Origin of the sequence: Streptomyces sp. NPDC005374 (assembly GCF_042872225.1) — a bacterium.
Lineage (GTDB): Bacteria > Actinomycetota > Actinomycetes > Streptomycetales > Streptomycetaceae > Streptomyces.
In genome coordinates, this window is sequence record NZ_JBIAKA010000031.1 from 41,708 (window position 1) to 58,590 (window position 16,883).

The 16,883-nt window shown below is 71.9% G+C and carries 19 protein-coding genes; 7 read left to right on the forward strand and 12 right to left on the reverse strand.

Annotated elements, in window-relative coordinates; genetic code table 11:
- Window positions 1–57 precede the first annotated feature (57 nt).
- Entirely contained in the window at window positions 58–771 is a 714-nt protein-coding gene (locus ACFYRX_RS45365; protein ID WP_389113157.1) for a VIT family protein, read from the reverse strand.
- A gap of 103 nt (window positions 772–874) precedes the next feature.
- Here ACFYRX_RS45365 and ACFYRX_RS45370 point away from each other — a divergent pair, with 103 nt between their 5' ends.
- On the forward strand, window positions 875–1,858 hold the full coding sequence (locus tag ACFYRX_RS45370; RefSeq protein WP_389113128.1) for a DEDDh family exonuclease: 984 nt from the start codon (window positions 875–877) through the stop codon (window positions 1,856–1,858).
- Window positions 1,859–2,002: 144 nt separating this feature from the next.
- Here ACFYRX_RS45370 and ACFYRX_RS45375 read toward each other — a convergent pair whose 3' ends face one another.
- Window positions 2,003–2,251, reverse strand: coding sequence for a hypothetical protein (locus tag ACFYRX_RS45375; protein WP_031046215.1), 249 nt, complete (start codon window positions 2,249–2,251; stop codon window positions 2,003–2,005).
- A 111-nt stretch (window positions 2,252–2,362) separates the two neighbouring features.
- Between ACFYRX_RS45375 and ACFYRX_RS45380 the strand changes: the two genes are divergently transcribed.
- The 3 genes from ACFYRX_RS45380 to ACFYRX_RS45390 all read left to right on the forward strand — a co-directional run bounded on the left by ACFYRX_RS45380 (window position 2,363) and on the right by ACFYRX_RS45390 (window position 5,925).
- Window positions 2,363–3,160, forward strand: coding sequence for an SURF1 family protein (locus ACFYRX_RS45380; RefSeq protein WP_389113130.1), 798 nt, complete (start codon window positions 2,363–2,365; stop codon window positions 3,158–3,160).
- Window positions 3,161–3,379: 219 nt separating this feature from the next.
- Window positions 3,380–5,164 carry a glycoside hydrolase family 15 protein gene (locus ACFYRX_RS45385; RefSeq protein ID WP_389113132.1) on the forward strand — a complete coding sequence of 595 codons (1,785 nt, stop codon included), beginning with the start codon at window positions 3,380–3,382 and terminating at the stop codon, window positions 5,162–5,164.
- A 5-nt stretch (window positions 5,165–5,169) separates the two neighbouring features.
- Complete coding sequence (locus ACFYRX_RS45390) at window positions 5,170–5,925, forward strand: SDR family oxidoreductase (RefSeq protein WP_389113134.1); 756 nt, start codon at window positions 5,170–5,172, stop codon at window positions 5,923–5,925.
- A gap of 33 nt (window positions 5,926–5,958) precedes the next feature.
- Here the strand turns inward: ACFYRX_RS45390 and amaP are convergent, their stop codons facing one another.
- The 5 genes from amaP to ACFYRX_RS45415 are packed head-to-tail and all read right to left on the reverse strand — an operon-like array spanning window position 5,959 to window position 8,312.
- Window positions 5,959–6,537, reverse strand: a complete 579-nt coding sequence (gene amaP / locus ACFYRX_RS45395; protein ID WP_389113135.1) for an alkaline shock response membrane anchor protein AmaP — start codon at window positions 6,535–6,537, stop codon at window positions 5,959–5,961.
- 5 nt (window positions 6,538–6,542) lie between these two features.
- Window positions 6,543–7,223 carry a DUF6286 domain-containing protein gene (locus ACFYRX_RS45400; protein ID WP_389113137.1) on the reverse strand — a complete coding sequence of 227 codons (681 nt, stop codon included), beginning with the start codon at window positions 7,221–7,223 and terminating at the stop codon, window positions 6,543–6,545.
- A complete protein-coding gene (locus ACFYRX_RS45405; RefSeq protein WP_389113139.1) occupies window positions 7,220–7,618 on the reverse strand; it encodes a hypothetical protein in 399 nt (132 codons plus the stop codon). Before ACFYRX_RS45405 ends, ACFYRX_RS45400 begins: the two co-directional genes overlap by 4 nt.
- Window positions 7,615–7,809, reverse strand: coding sequence for a hypothetical protein (locus ACFYRX_RS45410; protein ID WP_389113141.1), 195 nt, complete (start codon window positions 7,807–7,809; stop codon window positions 7,615–7,617). Before ACFYRX_RS45410 ends, ACFYRX_RS45405 begins: the two co-directional genes overlap by 4 nt.
- Before the next feature lie 38 nt (window positions 7,810–7,847).
- The gene (locus ACFYRX_RS45415) at window positions 7,848–8,312 is read right to left on the reverse strand and encodes an Asp23/Gls24 family envelope stress response protein (RefSeq protein ID WP_389113143.1); all 465 of its coding nucleotides are present in this window, start codon (window positions 8,310–8,312) and stop codon (window positions 7,848–7,850) included.
- Between the two features lie 87 nt (window positions 8,313–8,399).
- Here ACFYRX_RS45415 and ACFYRX_RS45420 point away from each other — a divergent pair, with 87 nt between their 5' ends.
- Window positions 8,400–9,116, forward strand: coding sequence for a nucleopolyhedrovirus P10 family protein (locus ACFYRX_RS45420; RefSeq protein ID WP_389113144.1), 717 nt, complete (start codon window positions 8,400–8,402; stop codon window positions 9,114–9,116).
- 4 nt (window positions 9,117–9,120) lie between these two features.
- On the opposite strand, the gene ACFYRX_RS45425 is transcribed toward ACFYRX_RS45420, so the two are convergent.
- The 3 genes from ACFYRX_RS45425 to ACFYRX_RS45435 form a co-directional block, all read right to left on the reverse strand.
- Window positions 9,121–9,933 carry an enoyl-CoA hydratase/isomerase family protein gene (locus tag ACFYRX_RS45425; RefSeq protein ID WP_389113146.1) on the reverse strand — a complete coding sequence of 271 codons (813 nt, stop codon included), beginning with the start codon at window positions 9,931–9,933 and terminating at the stop codon, window positions 9,121–9,123.
- A 116-nt stretch (window positions 9,934–10,049) separates the two neighbouring features.
- Window positions 10,050–10,271: a helix-turn-helix domain-containing protein gene (locus tag ACFYRX_RS45430; RefSeq protein WP_004002281.1), complete on the reverse strand. Its 222-nt coding sequence runs from the start codon at window positions 10,269–10,271 to the stop codon at window positions 10,050–10,052.
- A gap of 382 nt (window positions 10,272–10,653) precedes the next feature.
- Complete coding sequence (locus ACFYRX_RS45435) at window positions 10,654–12,252, reverse strand: ABC-F family ATP-binding cassette domain-containing protein (protein WP_389113148.1); 1,599 nt, start codon at window positions 12,250–12,252, stop codon at window positions 10,654–10,656.
- A 266-nt stretch (window positions 12,253–12,518) separates the two neighbouring features.
- Between ACFYRX_RS45435 and ACFYRX_RS45440 the strand changes: the two genes are divergently transcribed.
- Complete coding sequence (locus tag ACFYRX_RS45440; protein WP_389113150.1) at window positions 12,519–13,409, forward strand: neutral zinc metallopeptidase; 891 nt, start codon at window positions 12,519–12,521, stop codon at window positions 13,407–13,409.
- Window positions 13,410–13,506: 97 nt separating this feature from the next.
- Complete coding sequence (locus ACFYRX_RS45445) at window positions 13,507–13,920, forward strand: VOC family protein (RefSeq protein ID WP_389113151.1); 414 nt, start codon at window positions 13,507–13,509, stop codon at window positions 13,918–13,920.
- Between the two features lie 7 nt (window positions 13,921–13,927).
- Here ACFYRX_RS45445 and ACFYRX_RS45450 read toward each other — a convergent pair whose 3' ends face one another.
- Window positions 13,928–15,343: a hypothetical protein gene (locus tag ACFYRX_RS45450; protein WP_389113153.1), complete on the reverse strand. Its 1,416-nt coding sequence runs from the start codon at window positions 15,341–15,343 to the stop codon at window positions 13,928–13,930.
- A gap of 179 nt (window positions 15,344–15,522) precedes the next feature.
- On the reverse strand, window positions 15,523–16,713 hold the full coding sequence (locus ACFYRX_RS45455) for an alpha/beta hydrolase (RefSeq protein WP_389113154.1): 1,191 nt from the start codon (window positions 16,711–16,713) through the stop codon (window positions 15,523–15,525).
- Window positions 16,714–16,883 lie beyond the last annotated feature (170 nt).

A 16,883-nucleotide genomic window follows, 5' to 3' on the forward strand; every position in this document is an offset into this window, starting at 1 on the left:
CTTACAAGTATTAACGGTGGCACGCGCTTGCTTCTTGGTGATCTCCACCAAGGGATGTCAACCGACCCCCGCCGCCCCCAACAACGCCCCCACCCCGTAGGTGACCCCCATCGCCAACGCCCCGCCCCCGACGTTCCGCAGCACCGCCCGCCCCGGAGCCGCCGCCCCCGATCGTGCGCTGCTCCACCCGGTGAGCACCAACGCCCCCAGTACCGACACCACAGTCACCGGCACCCGCCACCCCGCCCCCGGCAGCACGATCGCCAGCAGCGGCAGTACCGCTCCCGCCGTGAACGCCAGGAAGCTCGCCCATGCCGCATGCCAGGGATTCGTCAGGTCGTCCGGGTCGATACCGAGTTCCACGCGCGCGTGGGCGCGCAAGGCGTCCCGTTCCGTCAGCTGCCGAGCCGCCTCAAGGGCCACCTCACGCGACAGTCCCCGTTCCTCCAGAAGCTCCGTCAGCTCCTCCAGTTCCGCCTCCGGCTGTTCCCTCAACTCCCGCTTCTCCACGGCCAACGCGGCCTGCTCGGAGTCGCGCTGGGTCGACACGGACACGTACTCCCCCGCCGCCATGGACAGGGACCCGGCCAGCAAGCCGGCCAGACCCGCCGTCAGCAACGCCTCGCGGTCGCTCGTCGCGCCCGCCACGCCCACCACCAGTCCGGCCGTGGAGACGATGCCGTCGTTCGCCCCCAGGACGGCCGCCCGCAGCCAGTTGAGACGGGCGCCGAGCGCTCCGCCGTGCGCCTCGCCGTGCGCCGGTTCACCCACACCCTCGTCGGTCACCTCCGGAGGATCGCATCCTCACCGCATCGGTCCCGGTACCGACGCCACCGTGAGGGACTGTCAGTCGCGGCCCGTATCCTCAGGGACCATGCTCGAAGACCACACGACCGCAGCGCCCTCCCCCACGGCGTGGCCGACCGCATATCCCCAGGGGTACGCGGTCGTTGACGTGGAGACCACCGGCCTGGCCCGGGACGACCGGATAATCTCCGCGGCCGTGTACCGGCTTGACGCCCGCGGTGAGGTCGAGGACCACTGGTACACGCTGGTCAATCCGCAGCGCGACCCGGGGCCCGTGTGGATCCACGGTCTGACGAGCGACACCCTGCGCGACGCGCCCCTCTTCCAGGACATCGCCGAGGAGTTCTCGACCCGCCTGGAGAACCGGGTACTGGTCGCGCACAACGCCGTCTTCGACTGGCAGATGATCGCCCGGGAGTACGCGCGCGCCAAGCGTGAGGCGCCGGTACGTCAACGGCTGTGCACCATCGTGCTGTCCAAGGAGCTCGGGCTTCCGTTGCCCAACCACAAACTGGAGTCGCTCGCGGCCCACTTCGGTGTCGTCCAGCAGCGGGCGCACCACGCCCTCGACGACGCGCGGGTGCTCGCGGAGGCGTTCCGGCCGAGCCTGCACGCCGCGGCCGCCCGCAGCGTGCGGCTGCCGCTGCACGAGTGCCGGCCGCTGACCGAGTGGACCGACCATGCGGTGCCCCGGCAGCAGGCGGGGTACGGCAGCTACCGGCCGACCAGTTGGCGCCCCGCCCGCAAGCGGCCCGCCTGCCCGTACCCGAACCCGGGGCGGTACGAGGACAGCAAGCCTCTCAAGCAGGGCATGCGGATCGCGTTCTCCGGGGACACCTCGACCGAGCGCGAGCTGCTGGAGGACCGGGCGGTCGAGGCGGGGCTGCACGTCGCGGGCAGCATCTCGCGGCTGACCAGCCTCCTCGTCACCAACGACCCGGACTCGGGGACCTCCAAGGTCGTCAAGGCCCGGCAGTTCGGGACCCCGATCGTCGACGAGGCGGCCTTCGGGCAGCTCCTCAGGGACGTGGAGCCGGCGTCGGAGGGATGACCGTACGGGAGGGGTGACCGGACGCGTCGTGTGACCGTCCGCCGAGGAGTGACTGCCGACGGGCTGCCGGTTACCGTACGGCGCACCGGGCGCCCCTCGTCCGCCCTTACCCACCCGGGCCCGTGCGCCAAGAGCCCCATCGGCCTACACGGCGGAGCCGACCTTGTCCACGATCCCGGCCTTGCCCTCCGCACGGGCACAGTGCGCGCCGCAGAACCAGTGGCCGTCCACCTCGACGCCCTGGCCGATGATCTGGACCCGGCAGTGCTCGCAGATGGGGGCCATGCGATGGATCGCGCACGCGAACGAGTCGAAGACGTGGCGTGCCCCGTCCCGGGTCTCGACGGTGAACGCCAGCTCGTAGTCATTGCCGCACACTTCGCAACGTGTCATAAACCGCATCGTCAAGGGCGTATCGGGCACTCGCAAGTCGACGACGCCGGCCGCCGCGTCCTTCCACACCCCTGTGCGAGCGCCGCAAGGTCCGAGTTGTACGGTCGTGGGGTGTACCGCTTCCTGTTGTCCCGGCAGTGGGTGATCCTCACACTGGTCGCCCTCCTTCTCATCCCCACGATGATCAGGCTGGGTATCTGGCAGATGCACCGCTACGAGGAGCGCACCGCCCGCAACCAGCTGGTCTCCAGGGCGCTGTCCGCGAAGGCGGTGCCCGTGGAGCGGATGACCTCACCCGGACACACCGTCACCACCCACGACCGGTACCACCGCGTGACCGCGAAGGGGCACTTCGACACCGAGGACGAGGTCGTCGTCCGGCGCCGCACCAACTCCGACGACGAGGTCGGCTACCACGTACTGACCCCGTTCGTCCTCGACGACGGCAAGGTGCTGCTCGTCAACCGGGGCTGGATCCCTTCGGACGGCCCGAGCCAGACCGCGTTCCCGAAGATCCCGGCGCCGCCGACGGGGGAGATCATCGTCACCGGGCGGCTGATGCCCGACGAGACGACCGCGGCGAGCGGCATCAAGAACCTCAAGGGGCTGCCGGACCGGCAGGTCATGCTGATCAACAGCGAGCAGGAGGCGAAGCGGCTGGGCGCCACGGTGCTCGGCGGCTACATCGCCCAGACCGCGCCCGAGCCGAAGGGCGACAGCCCGGAGCTGATGGGCAGCGACCCCGGCATGGAGGACGCCGCGCTGAACTACGCCTACGCCATCCAGTGGTGGCTGTTCTCCGTGGGCGTGCCGATCGGCTGGGTGATCCTCGTGCGGCGCGAGCTTCGCGAGCGCCGGGAGAAGGCCGAGCAGGACAGCGCTACGGCGGCGGAACCGGCCGCGGTGTGAACCTCGCTTTCGCGGCCCGTCCCCTCGGCGGCGCTCACTTTCCCGGACGGTCCCGCCGGTAGACGAACGTGCGCTCCGGCTCGGGCAGCAGCTCCCATCGGCCTGTGGGTGCTGAACCGGACTCCGGCGCACCCGGGGGTGATCTTCTCCGGCAGCACGGCGTCACTCCCCCGGCCGCACCCCTGATTGCCCCCGCGACCAGCCGGGAACCCGCACTGCGTGCACCCCCGTATCGAGGACTACGCCCTCATCGGCGACGAGCAGACCGCGGCCCTGGTCGGCATGGACGGTTCCGTGGACTGGCTGTGCCTGCCCCGCTTCGACTCGGCGGCCTGCTTCGCCAGGCTGCTCGGCGACGAGGAGAACGGCCACTGGCGGATCGCGCCCGAGAACGCCGACCGGTGCACGAGGCGCGGCTACCGCCCCGGCACCCTCGTCCTTGACACCGAGTGGGAGACCGACGAGGGAGCCGTGCGGGTCACCGACCTGATGCCGCAGCGCGACGTCGCCCCCGACCTCGTACGCGTCGTGGAAGGGCTCCGCGGCCGGGTCACCGTGCGCAGCACGCTCCGGCTGCGCTTCGAGTACGGCTCGATCGTGCCGTGGGTGCGCAGGTCGGACGGGCAGCGGGTGGCCGTCGCGGGTCCCGACTCGACATGGCTGCGCAGCGAGCCCCAGGTGCGCACCTGGGGGGAACACCTCGCGACGCACTCGGAGTTCACCGTCGAGGAGGGCGAGAAGGTCGCGTTCGTCCTCACCTGGCACCCCTCGCACGAGCCGCGCCCGCCGCTGACCGACCCTTTCGAGGCGCTGGAGAGCAGCGTGGCCGACTGGCAGGCGTGGTCGGCGCGCTGCCGCTACGACGGTCCGTACCGGGACGCCGTGGTCCGTTCCCTGATCACCCTCAAGGCGCTCACCTACCGGCCCACCGGCGGCATCGTCGCCGCGGCCACCACCTCGCTGCCGGAGGAGATGGGTGGGGTGCGCAACTGGGACTACCGCTACTGCTGGCTGCGCGACTCCACCCTCACTCTGGCCGCTCTGGTGCAGTGCGGCTATCTGGAGGAGGCCGAGGCCTGGCGGAACTGGCTGCTGCGCGCGGTCGCCGGCGATCCGGCGGACCTCCAGATCATGTACGGCGTCGCGGGCGAGCGACGGCTGCCCGAGTTCGAGCTGCCGTGGCTGTCGGGCTTCGGCGGCTCCAGGCCGGTGCGCATCGGCAACGAGGCCGTGAAACAGATCCAGTTGGACGTGTACGGCGAGGTCATGGACTCGCTGTCGCTGGCCCGGCGGGCGGGCCTGCCCGCCATCCCGCACATGTGGTCCCTGCAGAGCGTCCTGCTGGACTTCCTCCGCTCCTCCTGGCGGCAGCCGGACGAGGGGATCTGGGAGGTGCGCGGCGGCCGTCGCCACTTCGTCCACTCCAAGGTCATGGTGTGGGTCGCCGCCGACCGCGCCGTACGCGCCCTGGAGACCTTCCCGGATCTGACCGGCGACCCGGACGGCTGGCGCGCGCTGCGGGACGAGGTGCACCGCGAGGTCTGCGAGAAGGGCTACGACCCCGAACGCAACACCTTCACCCAGTACTACGGCTCGCGCGAACTCGACGCGTCCCTGCTGCTGATCCCCCGCGTCGGCTTCCTGCCGCCCGACGACCCGCGGGTGGTCGGCACCATCGACGCGGTCCGCGCGGAGCTGGACCACGGCGGGTTCGTACGGCGGTACAGCGCCGAGGAGACGCCCGTGGACGGGCTGCCGGGGGGTGAGGGCACGTTCCTGGTGTGCTCGTTCTGGCTCGCCGACGCCCTGCACATGACGGGCCGCACGAAGGAGGCGCGGGACCTGTTCGAACGGCTGCTGGGCCTGGCCAACGACGTGGGCCTGCTGTCCGAGGAGTACGACCCGGCGGCCGGCGTCCAGCTCGGGAACTTCCCGCAGGCGTTCAGCCATATCGGCCTGGTGAACACCGCCCTCACCCTGTACGGGGGCGAGGAGGCAGGATAGGGGCCATGGATCTTGGACTGAAGGACCGTGTGTACGTCGTCACCGGAGCGACCCGTGGGCTCGGCAACGCGGCCGCGCGCGAGCTGGTCGCCGACGGGGCGAAGGTCGTGCTGACCGGCCGGGAGGAGAAGCGGGCGGTCGCCGCGGCGGCCGAGCTGGGGCCGAACGCCGTCGGGGTGGCCGTCGACAACGCCGATCCGTCGGCGCCGGAACAGCTGATCGCCGCGGCGCGGGAGCACTTCGGGCGGTTCGACGGGGTGCTGATCAGCGTCGGCGGGCCCGCGCCCGGGTTCGTCGCGGACAACTCCGACGAGCAGTGGCAGGCCGCGTTCGAGTCCGTGTTCCTGGGAGCGGTCCGACTGGCCCGGGCGGCCGCGGCGGAGCTCGACGCCGGGGGCGTCATCGGGTTCGTCCTGTCGGCGTCGGTGCACGAGCCGATTCCCGGGCTGACCATCTCGAACGGGCTGCGGCCCGGTCTCGCCGGGTTCGCCAAGTCCCTCTCCGACGAGCTGGGCCCGCGGGGCATCCGGGTGGTGGGGCTGCTGCCGTCCCGCATCGACACGGACCGCGTGCGCGAGCTGGACGGGCTGTCCGCGGACCCCGAGGCCACCCGGGCCGCGAACGAGTCCCGGATCCCGCTGCGGCGGTACGGGACGCCGGAGGAGTTCGGGCGGGTGTCGGCGTTCCTGCTGTCTCCGGCGGCTTCCTATCTGACGGGCGTCATGCTGCCGGTCGACGGGGGCATGCGGCACGGGTTCTGAGCCGTGGGCCGGCGTCCCCGACAGCGGAAACCCTCAACTGACCCGTTCCGCCTTGTGCTTGACGCCGGTCATGCGGACCTCCGCCGGAAGTGACTCCAGCCCCGCCGAATCACGGGCGTGGGTCAGGGCCTGTGTCGTCAGGTGGTGCAGGGCCTCCCCCGGGTCCACATGCGGCTCCAGCAGGAGGCGTACGTGGGTCTCCGGGGCGTCCGGGCGGCCGGTCAGACCCACCTGCGCCCGCTGGACGCCGTCCAACTGCCCTGCGTCGCCCGCCAGTACGGCTTCCAGGGCGCGGCCCCTCAGGAGCGCCCCCTCGCCGTCGCCGGTGTTGACGCGTACCTCGGTGAGCCGGCGCCTGCGGAGCACCGCGGTGAGCCACCACAGGGTCAGGAGCACCAGGAGAGCCAGTGCGGCGATGACCGTCGGCCACCACCAGCCGTCGCCGTTCCAGCGGGTGCGCTGCTCGTCGCTCAGCAGTACGTCGTGCTTGTTGTCGTGGATCCACCAGGACGGCGGGTTCAGGCCGAGGCCGACGGCGAGCACCGAGCCGCCCGCGACGAGCAGCACCAGGCCCACCAGGCCGGTCAGTACGCGGTTGACGGTCCTGAGCATCGGCCTCAGCCCTTCCTCGTCGTCCGTGCCACATGCACCGACAGCGCCGGGGGCCGGGCCAGGCCCAGTGCCCTGATCGCCTCGGTGAGCGCCACGTCCAGGTCGGCGCGTACGTCGTCCAGTTCGCGGAAGTGGGAGACCGCTCGGACGTCGGCCTTCGTCCGGCCCATCCGTACCTGGGCGGACTGGACTCCGGCGACCTCCATGGCGCGGTCGCGCAGCACCATGGCGGCGGCGTCCCGGTGGAGGCCTGCGCGGACGTCGGAGTGGGTGCGGTGCATCGGGAGGACGGCGCGCAGACCGGGTGTGACGGCCAGCAGGACCAGCCACAGGCCCAGAACGGCGGCGACGCCCGCGCCGACCAGCACCCAGGCGTCGTCGAGGGAGCGCTCGGCGAGCTGCCGGGAGAGTTCGCGGCGCCAGTGCATCGCGGGACGGTCGGCCCGGACGGCCGCGATGTCGTACAGGAAGAGACCCACGACGAGCAGGAGCAGCAGGGCGACGATGCCCGCCGGAACCCTGCGCGCCGACCAGAAGCGGCGTTCTCCGCCCGCGCCGCCCTCCAGGAGGGGTGGTGGTCCGTACGCTGCGGCCGACGCGGACTGGCCGCGCCCGTCCGGTTCCGCCGCCCGCTCGATGACCGGCAGTCGTTGTGTGGTGCCCTCGGAGCCCTGGGGCTCGCTCATCGAGTCCTCCCCTGTGCCGCGCCGTACGCCTGTGCCGGATGCAGCCGCTCCACCTGGACGGCGACCTCCGACACCTCCATGTCCACCAACGCGACTACCCGCTCGACCACTCGCTGACGCACCGCGCGGCAACTCGCGCCGATGTCGCAGGGATAGGCCAGTTCGAGGTGCATGCGGATACGGGCGGTGCCGTGGTGGACCATGACGGTGGCGTAAGGGGGCGCGGCCTCGGCCGGGAGCTCTCCGAGCGCCTCGCGGGCCGCCTGTCCCGCCACCTTGGCGATCACCCGGTCGGCGATCCTCGTCGCGCCGCGTTCGCCGGACGGGACGGTGGCGGCGGTCCGGGGTCTGCGGAGCTCACCCGTCTCGTCGGCCGCGCTGCTCACGGACGTCATCGCCGCCGGTCGCGTCGGTCTTCACGGCTGCGGAAGAAGTCGCCGACCTCCAGGTCCCCCTCCAGGAACCGGCCGACGACGAAGCCGATGGCGCCCAGTGCCGCCACCAGCAGGAAGGCGCCGAACCCGCCGAAATACCCGGCGAATCCCAGCGCCATGCCGGCGATCATGCCGACCACGGCCATGCTCATCGTGCGCTCCCTAAAGATCCCTCGGGGTGTGGTCCTGGCTACTGGATGCGGGGCTCGGGTTCCTCGTCCTCCTCGTCCGGCAGCTTCACGTCGCTCACCGCGATGTTGACCTCGACGACCTCCAGGCCGGTCATCCGCTCCACCGCCGCGACCACGTTCTCCCGTACCGCACGGGCCACGTCGGCGATCGAGACGCCGTAGTCGACGACGATCTCCAGGTCGAGCGCGGTCTGCACCTCGCCGACCTCGGCCTTGACTCCGCGGGTCACGGACTTGGACCCGCCGGGCACCCGGTCCCGGACGGCCGAGAAGGTGCGGCTCAGCCCGCTGCCCATCGCGTGCACGCCGAGGACGTCGCGGGCCGCCAGCCCGGCGATCTTCTCCACGACACCGTCGGCGATGGTGGTCCGCCCACGTGTCGCCGGGTCGCCGCCGCCGCGTTTGATGGCCTTGCGGGGCTGCGCAGACGTCTCCACCTCGGGGCTTTGCGTCATGTCGGTCATCGCCGTCCATCCCTTCCGGTCGTCGTCCTTCGACCACCGTAAGTGCGGTTCCGCGATCGCGCGCCGGAGATGCGGCAGGCTGGAGCAATGACGGCGGATCAGTGGACGCGGGCTGTACGGCATCACCTCGGGCCTGGGCGGCTGCTGCCCCTGGGCGGGCCGCGCGAGGGTGCGTGGATCTCGGAGGAGGCGGCTCACGCGGTGGTGCGGGTAGCCGTGGAAGGCCTGCGGGACGTACGGCTGGGTGCGCTGAGGACCGGTCTCGCCGATCCGGAGGACACGTACGAGCCCGTCGTACTGCCGCCGCCCGGCGCACTGCCGCCCGGCCCGCTACGGCTGACCGCGGAGTTCGAGGCGACGCCCGCCGAGCCGCTGCCGGTGACGTCGGAGCTGCTGCGCACGGCACTCGCGCGGGCGGCGGCCGACCTGCTGGGGCTGGAGCTCGCCGTGGTGGACCTGCGGGTGACGGCCCTGCTGGACGCGGACGCCGAGCCGTCTCCCGTACGACGGCCCGAGCCGCCGCGCCCCGCGGAGGCGGACCCGGGTGAGGAAGCCCTCGCGGCCGCGGCAGCGCTGGCAGTCCCCGGCGTGGTCCGGCTGACCGGGCTGCTGGGGCGCCCGGTGCACATCGGGGAGCTGGAGACCGGGGACGGCTCCCTCGCGCGTCGCCATGTCCGCGTGGAAGTGGCGGTGGGCGCGGACCGCCGGGCCCTGGATGTGGCCCGGGACGTCCGCGCCGCCGTGGGTGAGGCGCTGTCCGACCGTCCGACGGTGGCGGTGCTGGTGACGGCGGTGACGGACTGAGGAGCTACTCGCCGACGCCGGCCAGGTCCCGCAGCCGGCGTGTCTGAGCCGCCCGCTCGGCGCCGCGCTGCTCGTCGTAGGTGCGGTCCTGGGCGCCCCGCAGCAGCGCCTTGGTCTCGATGACCGCGTCGCGGGGGGCGGACAGGAGCGCGGCGGCCAGATCCCGTACGGCGCCGTCGAGCTGGTCCAGGGGGACGGCGACGTTGGCGAGGCCGGTGCTCACCGCCTCCTCGGCCGTGACGAAGCGCCCGGTGGCACAGATCTCCAGCGCCCGGGCATACCCGACGAGGCCCACCAGGGGGTGGGTGCCGGTGAGGTCGGGAACCAGGCCCAGGCTGGTCTCGCGCATGGCGAACTGCACGTCGTCGGCGACGACGCGCAGATCACAGGCGAGAGCGAGCTGGAAGCCCGCCCCGATGGCATGCCCCTGTACGGCGGCGATGGACACGACGTCACTGCGCCGCCACCAGGTGAAGCCCTCCTGGAACTCCGCGATGGCGGCGTCGATCTCGGCGTCACCACTGCGGGCCAGTTCGATGAACGACGGCTCGCCCTCGATCCCCTCGGGCGTGAACATCTGCCGGTCGAGCCCCGCGGAGAAGGACTTGCCCTCACCGCGCAGCACCACCACACGGACGGAGCCCGGCACGAGCCGGCCCGCCTCGGCGAGCGCTCGCCACAGAGCGGGGCTCTGCGCGTTGCGTTTGGCCGGGTTGGTCAGCGTCACCGTGGCGAGGGAGTCCTCGACGGTGAGCCGTACGCCGTCCTTGTCGAGCAGGGGAACGAGTTCCTGGCCATCCTGAGTGGACGTAGCCATGGGGCGCCTCCGATGCGTGCGGCCAGCAGAGCATTGCTAAGTGACTGCACAGTAACCACCCGGCCGGTCGGTCGACCGACCGGGTGGTCACCATCGAAGCCGATGGGCCGCCCGGTTCAGGAAGATGCGGCCTTCTTGCCCCGCGTCGCTCCGCCACGCCCACGAAGCGTGACGCCCGATTCGCTGAGCATCCGGTGCACGAAGCCATACGAGCGGCCGGTTTCTTCGGCCAGCGCCCGAATGCTCGCACCGGAGTCGTACTTCTTCTTCAGGTCTGCCGCGAGCTTGTCGCGCGCTGCGCCGGTTACCCGGCTGCCCTTCTTCAGAGTCTCGGCCACCCGTGCCTCCTCATGCGAAGTGCGCTCTGGTCCCCTCATGATCACCCCTCCAGGCGTTCATGGCCACCCATTCGGCAAGGTCCGTAAGACATGGTTTTGACGACAGGAGCGAGTCCCCACATGCGGAATATGTGATTCCGCACAGACGTGTTCGTACCTCCGAACGGGTTCTCTTGTGAAGCACCAGGTCAGGGACGTGCGACGGCCGGGCCCTTGTCAATGAAGGACCCGGCCGCGAAATGGATGTAGGACACACCTCGGTACGAGGAGATCTCACACAGATGATGGATCACGGATCGGCCGAATGATCCATACGCCGTGGATCACGACATGGATCACGTCGTGGATCACGTCCTGAGGCATGTCCGGGGCACGCTTTCGATCAGGCCAGGGCGACCAGATCCGCATAGTCGGCGCCCCACAGGTCCTCGACGCCGTCCGGGAGCAGGATGATCCGCTCCGGCTGGAGCGCCTCCACGGCGCCCTCGTCGTGGGTCACCAGGACGACCGCGCCCTTGTAGGTGCGCAGCGCGCCGAGGATCTCCTCGCGGCTGGCCGGGTCGAGGTTGTTGGTGGGCTCGTCGAGGAGCAGGACGTTCGCCGAGGAGACGACCAGGGTGGCGAGCGCCAGCCGGGTCTTCTCACCGCCGGAGAGGACTCCGGCGGGCTTGTCGACGTCGTCGCCGGAGAACAGGAACGAGCCGAGCGTCTTGCGCACCTCGACGAGGTCGAGGTCGGGGGCCGCCGACCGCATGTTCTCCAGGACCGTGCGCTCCGGGTCGAGGGTCTCGTGCTCCTGGGCGTAGTAGCCGAGCTTGAGGCCGTGGCCGGGCACGACCGCGCCGGTGTCCGGCTGCTCGGTCCCGGCCAGCAGACGCAGCAGGGTCGTCTTGCCCGCGCCGTTGAGACCCAGGATGACCACGCGTGAGCCCTTGTCGATGGCCAGGTCGACGTCGGTGAAGATCTCCAGCGAGCCGTACGACTTCGACAGGCCCTCCGCCATCAGCGGGGTCTTCCCGCAGGGCGCGGGCTCGGGGAAGCGCAGCTTGGCCACCTTGTCCTGCTGGCGCACCGCTTCGAGGCCGGAGAGGAGCTTGTCGGCGCGCCTGGCCATGTTCTGGGCGGCGACCGTCTTGGTGGCCTTGGCGCGCATCTTGTCTGCCTGCGAGTGCAGGGCGGCGGCCTTCTTCTCGGCGTTCTGACGCTCGCGCTTCCTGCGCTTCTCGTCGGCCTCGCGCTGCTGCTGGTAGAGCTTCCAGCCCATGTTGTAGACGTCGATCTGGGCCCGGTTGGCGTCCAGGTAGAAGACCTTGTTGACGACCGTCTCGACCAGGTCGACGTCGTGGGAGATCACGATGAAACCGCCGCGGTACGTCTTGAGGTAGTCGCGCAGCCAGATGATCGAGTCGGCGTCGAGGTGGTTGGTCGGCTCGTCGAGGAGCAGCGTGTCGGCGTCGGAGAAGAGGATCCGGGCCAGTTCGATACGGCGGCGCTGACCACCGGAGAGGGTGTGCAGGGGCTGGCCCAGCACCCGGTCGGGGAGGTTCAGCGCGGCGGCGATGGTGGCGGCCTCGGCCTCGGCGGAGTACCCGCCCTTGGTGAGGAACTCCGTCTCCTGGCGCTCGTACTGACGCAGGGCCTTCTCCCGGGTGGCACCGCTGCCGTTGGCGATGCGCTGTTCGTTGTCGCGCATCTTCTTCAGCAGTACGTCGAGTCCGCGCGCGGAGAGGATGCGGTCCTGGGCGAGTACGTCGAGGTCGCCGGTGCGGGGGTCCTGGGGGAGGTAGCCGACCTCGCCGGACCGGGAGATCTGGCCCGCGGCGGGGATGCCCTCGCCGGCGAGGCACTTGGTCAGGGTGGTCTTCCCCGCGCCGTTGCGGCCGACCAGGCCGATGCGGTCGCCCTTGGCGACCCGGAAGGTGGCGGACTCGATGAGGACTCGGGCGCCGGCGCGCAGCTCGATACCGGAGGCGGAGATCACGGGCAGACTCCAGGGCGGGTTGGTGGCGGGATGGGCGGCTGAGGACGTTCCCGCCGTCTAATGCGCGAGGAGAATGGCCATGGGCCCAAGTCTAACGGGGCCGTGCAAGCACTTCTTCTGGGTTCGGGTGTTCGGTTGGTCTCGCTCAGGGCATCCGATCTGTCCGGGTCGCCGTCCCTCGTCCGGGTGTATGCCCGAGGCCGGGGGCGGGCGGGCCGGGCGAAGATGCCCTGCAGGGGCCGGTGCGCGCAGAGAGCGGTGTCCGCATGCAGTTCGACGACGATGCCAGGCTGGACACCTCCGAGGTGCAGGACGTGCGGGGCAGCCGCATCCCGGGCGGCAGGGCGACCGTCGGCGGCGGTGTCGTCGGACTGATCGCGCTGGTGCTGGGGCTGTTCCTCGGGGTCGGGCCGGACCAGCTCGGCCTCACCGACGGCAGTTCACAGCCCGCGGCCACCGCGTCCGGCCTCGCCGAGGTCGAGCAGAGCTGCCGTACCGGGCAGGACGCGAACACCCGGGACGACTGCCGGATGGTGGCGGTGGTCAACAGCGTGCAGGACTACTGGGACCAGGAGTTCGCGCGCCGCGACGGAACCTACACGGCCTCCCCCACGGTCTTCTTCAGTCAGCAGGTCGGTACCGCGTGCGGGTCGGCGACCTCGGCCGTGGGGCCGTTCTACTGCCCCGGTGACCGGAAGGTCTATCTGGACCTGGAGTTCTTCGACGAACTGCGGTCGAAGTTCGGGGCGAGCGGAGGGCCGTTCGCCCAGGCCTATGTCGTCGCGCACGAGTACGGCCATCACGTGCAGGACCTGACGGGCACGCTGAGCCGGTCGCAGGGCGGCGGTACGGGCGCGGACAGCAACTCGGTGAAGGTGGAGCTGCAGGCGGACTGCTACGCCGGGGTGTGGGCCCACCACGCCACCACGACGAAGGACGAGTCGACCGGGCGGCCGCTGATCACGAGCCTGACCGAGGCCGACATCACCGACGGTCTGGACGCGGCTGCGGCTGTGGGCGACGACCGGATCCAGGAGCGGTTCCAGGGTCGGGTGACGCCGGAGACGTGGACGCACGGGTCGGCGCAGCAGCGCCAGCAGTGGTTCAGGGAGGGCTACCGAACCGGGGACATGGCACGGTGCGACACCTTCCGCTGAGGCGTCCGCCCTGCTCGGAGTCGGTTGTCAGTGGTCGCTGCCAGACTGGTCGGCGGATGGATTCCCCGGTTTTCCTGATCACAAGGGAGTGATCGGCATGACAGGCACGAGCGACAGGCGCCCCAGCATCTACCCGACCCTGCGCTACGCGGACGCGAGGGCGGCGGTCAAGCAGCTGACGGAGGCCTTCGGCTTCACCGAACTCGCGGTGTACGAGGGCGAGGACGGCCTGGTGGCACACGCCGAACTGGTACAGGGCAACGGCGCGGTGATGCTCGGTTCCAAGGGCACCGGCAGCGTCTACGACACGGTGATGAAGGACGCGGGCCCCAGCGGGGTGTACGTCGTCGTGGACGACGTCGACGCACACCATCGCCGTGCCGTGGAGCACGGTGCGGAGATCCTGATGCCCCCGACGGACCAGGACTACGGCTCGCGGGACTACATGGCCCGGGACGCCGAGGGCAATGTGTGGAGCTTCGGGACGTACGCCCCCGAGACGGGGGCCTGAGCGTCCGCTAGCTGCCGCCGGTGTGCACCTGGAAGGCGGCGCGGCGTACCGCCTTGGCCAGGGCAGGGTCGGGGTGGGCGGCGGCGAGGGCGACCAGGACCTGCACGGTGCGCGGGTGGCCCACGGCCCTGACCTCGTTCAGGAGGGCGTGGACGGTGGGCTGGAGCGCGGACTCCAGGTGCCGGACCAGCATCGGGGCCTCGCCGTGGTCGGCGACGGCGGCCGCGGTGTCGACCCACAGCCAGGTGGCCTCCTGGCGGGTGAGGACCTCGTGGGCGTCCTCCGGGTCGATGCCGTCGTGCTCGGCCAGCCACAGCAGGGCGTACGGCCGCAGGGTGGGCTCGTCGGCCACGGAGCGGACGTCGGGCTCGGCGGGGGCGCCGACCACACGCAGTGCCTCGAAGGCGAGGCCGCGCAGCAGGGCGTCGTCGCCGCGGGCGGCTCCGAGCAGTTCGGTGACGGCGCTGCCGACGGGGCGGGCGGCGAGCCAGGCCCGGTACTCGGCGCGGGCCGCGTTGGGGCGCAGTTGGGCGCAGCCGCGGAGCATCTCGTCGGCGGCGACCTCGATGTTGCCGGCGGGGCTCTGCGCGGCGACGCAGATCTGCTCCAGCTTGACCCACACCGCCCAGTTGCCGAGGGGGGTGAGGGTGGCCTGGCCGTCGCCGTAGGTCAGGGCGCCGACGGAGGCGAGGGCGCGCAGGGCCCAGTCGAGGAGGGGGGCCAGGGGGGCGTCCTGAGGGGCCGCCGCCTCGGTCGCCGGCTCCGGCTCCGGCTCCGGCTGGGGGCCGTAGGGGATTTCGCAGCGCGCGGTGCGCAGTTCGGTGACGCGCTGCTCCAGGAGGTCCAGGAGCTGCTCGACGGGGACGGGCCCGGCGGACAGCTGGAGGAAGGAGAGCACCTGGGGCATGGACGAGACGACCTCGGCGACGGCGGCGGGCTCGCGGTCCGTGGGTTCCGGGAAGGCGAGCGACCAGGCGTCGAAGAGGGCGACCCAGCCGCGCAGTACGGCGCTGTCGTCGCGGTCCCAGGCGCGCAGGCGCCAGCCGGGGCGGGCGGTGTCGCCGTGCACCTCGACGAGTCCGGCGAGCCGGGCGGTGTCCCAGGCGGCGCGGATCCGGGCCGCGGTCAGACCGAGGGCCTCGGCCGCCCGCCCGGCTGTCTCGTCGGAGAGGGTGCCCTTGCCGTCGGAGCCCGTGCCGTCCCCGCCGGGGCGGAGGGCGTCGTCGGCCCAGTGCGCGACGCGGGCCGCGTCGGCCAGACCGGAGCGCGCCATTCTGGCCAGTACCGCGGGCGCCGGGGTGCCTTCCGGCGGGCGCGGCGCGGGGCGGCGTGGGCGTCGCTGGTTCACAGCTGAGGGGGCGGCGGCCAGGGGTCGCGGGCGGACGAGTCGGAGCCTGGAGTCGCGCGGGATACGGGACGTCACGGGTGCAGTCTTCCGGTTGACGGTCCGAAAACCCAAACGGAATGTCACCGCGGGCTACGGGCGGGGCCGGTGCCGGAGCCGTATGGAGGGGCATACGCCGAGATCAGGCCAGTAGTACGGGCTTGAACGGAACCTGTGGAACCGGGTGGGGCCGGGGTGCTCGGCGGAGCACCGCGATGTCACATCAACGGGGTGAGGAAGCGGCGAAGTGCCTCTTCATAGGCGCTCGGGTCGGCGTTCCACATCGCCGCGTGCGGGGCCTGACGGACCGTGTGCAGGGCGATCCGGTCGGAGTGGGTGGCGGCGAGGCTGCGGGAGAGGTCCCAGGGGGCGACCGTGTCGTCCGGGCCGTGGAAGATCAGTGTGGGGGGCGGGGGGCGGTCGGTGGTGGTGGCGGTCGCGGTGGTGGGGGCGGTCGCGGTGGTGGGGGCGGTCGCGGTGGTGGTGGTGGCGCTGTACAGGCCCGCGTCGTCGCTGGGCAGGCCGGCGCGGCCCTGGGCGGCGCGCACCGCCAGCGGGAGGAGGACACCGGGGGTGTGGCGGGCGGCGGCGAGGGCGCGCAGGGTGCGCTCCCAGCTGAGGACCGGGGAGTCCAGGACGAGTCCCTTGACGCGGGTGCGCAGTTCGGATCGGGCGGCGGCGCGCAGGGCCATCGTGGCGCCGGTGGACCAGCCGTGCAGCACGAGTTGGCGGGCGCCGTGGCTGACGGCGTAGCGCATCGCCGCGTCCAGGTCGCGCCACTCGGTCTCGCCGAAGTGGTTCAGGCCGTCGGGCGGGCGGGGGGCGCCTTCGTCGCCTCGATAGGCGGGGGCGAGGGTGGGGAAGCGGTTGCGGTGCAGGAACTCCAGGATGTTCAGGGCGTGTTCGCGGGTGGAGCCCAGGCCGTGGGCGGCGATGACCCAGGTTTCCCGTGCGCCGGGGACGAACCAGGCGGGCAGGGGGCCGAGTTCGCCGGGGATGTCGATGTCGGTGTGGTCGATGCCGAGGGCGGATTTCGGGTCGCCGACGTAGGCGTTCGGGGTGAGCCAGACCTTGTCGCCGGGTTTCAGGGTGCCGTGGGTGACGCGCTCCAGGCGGCGGACGACTGTGTCGGCGGAGTGGTGCTCCTCCGCCAGGACGGGGCCGACTGTCGCGTGCGAGGCGTCGCCGAGGAGGCCGTAGGTGCCGGGGCGCAGGGCGGCGAGGTCGCGGGTGAGGGCGATGCGGCCGGCCGCGGTGGCGTGCACGGTGAGCCGGGGTTCGCCGGGCAGTGGGCGGCCCGGCGGCGCCTTCAGTCCGGCGTCGCCGGCGATCCTCCCGGCGACGATTCCGGCTGCGCCGGCTGCCAGGGCTGCGGTGACGGCGGCGGCCGTCGCTTTGACACTATGCACGCCTTTCAGTGTCGCGGTGGGGGCGGGGATGGGCCAGTGGGCGGGTGCGGGTCCGGTGGGGGCGGGGGTTTTTGCGCAGTTCCCCGCGCCCCTGAGGTGAGTGGGTGGGTCGGGGCCGGGGGGGGGGGGGGGGGGGGGGGGGGGCGGGGGGGGGGGGGGGGTGGGGGGGT

Excerpts from the sequence above, each read along its gene's own strand:
- ACFYRX_RS45400 (WP_389113137.1), bottom strand. The coding sequence starts at position 7,223 with ATGAGCGAGCCCCAGGGCTCCGAGGGCACCACACAACGACTGCCGGTC.
- ACFYRX_RS45445 (WP_389113151.1), top strand. The coding sequence starts at position 13,507 with ATGACAGGCACGAGCGACAGGCGCCCCAGCATCTACCCGACCCTGCGC.
- ACFYRX_RS45425 (WP_389113146.1), bottom strand. The coding sequence starts at position 9,933 with ATGGCTACGTCCACTCAGGATGGCCAGGAACTCGTTCCCCTGCTCGAC.
- ACFYRX_RS45370 (WP_389113128.1), top strand. The coding sequence starts at position 875 with ATGCTCGAAGACCACACGACCGCAGCGCCCTCCCCCACGGCGTGGCCG.
- ACFYRX_RS45390 (WP_389113134.1), top strand. The coding sequence starts at position 5,170 with ATGGATCTTGGACTGAAGGACCGTGTGTACGTCGTCACCGGAGCGACC.
- ACFYRX_RS45375 (WP_031046215.1), bottom strand. The coding sequence starts at position 2,251 with ATGACACGTTGCGAAGTGTGCGGCAATGACTACGAGCTGGCGTTCACC.
- ACFYRX_RS45415 (WP_389113143.1), bottom strand. The coding sequence starts at position 8,312 with ATGACCGACATGACGCAAAGCCCCGAGGTGGAGACGTCTGCGCAGCCC.
- ACFYRX_RS45440 (WP_389113150.1), top strand. The coding sequence starts at position 12,519 with ATGCAGTTCGACGACGATGCCAGGCTGGACACCTCCGAGGTGCAGGAC.
- ACFYRX_RS45410 (WP_389113141.1), bottom strand. The coding sequence starts at position 7,809 with ATGAGCATGGCCGTGGTCGGCATGATCGCCGGCATGGCGCTGGGATTC.
- ACFYRX_RS45405 (WP_389113139.1), bottom strand. The coding sequence starts at position 7,618 with ATGACGTCCGTGAGCAGCGCGGCCGACGAGACGGGTGAGCTCCGCAGA.
- ACFYRX_RS45420 (WP_389113144.1), top strand. The coding sequence starts at position 8,400 with ATGACGGCGGATCAGTGGACGCGGGCTGTACGGCATCACCTCGGGCCT.
- amaP (WP_389113135.1), bottom strand. The coding sequence starts at position 6,537 with ATGCTCAGGACCGTCAACCGCGTACTGACCGGCCTGGTGGGCCTGGTG.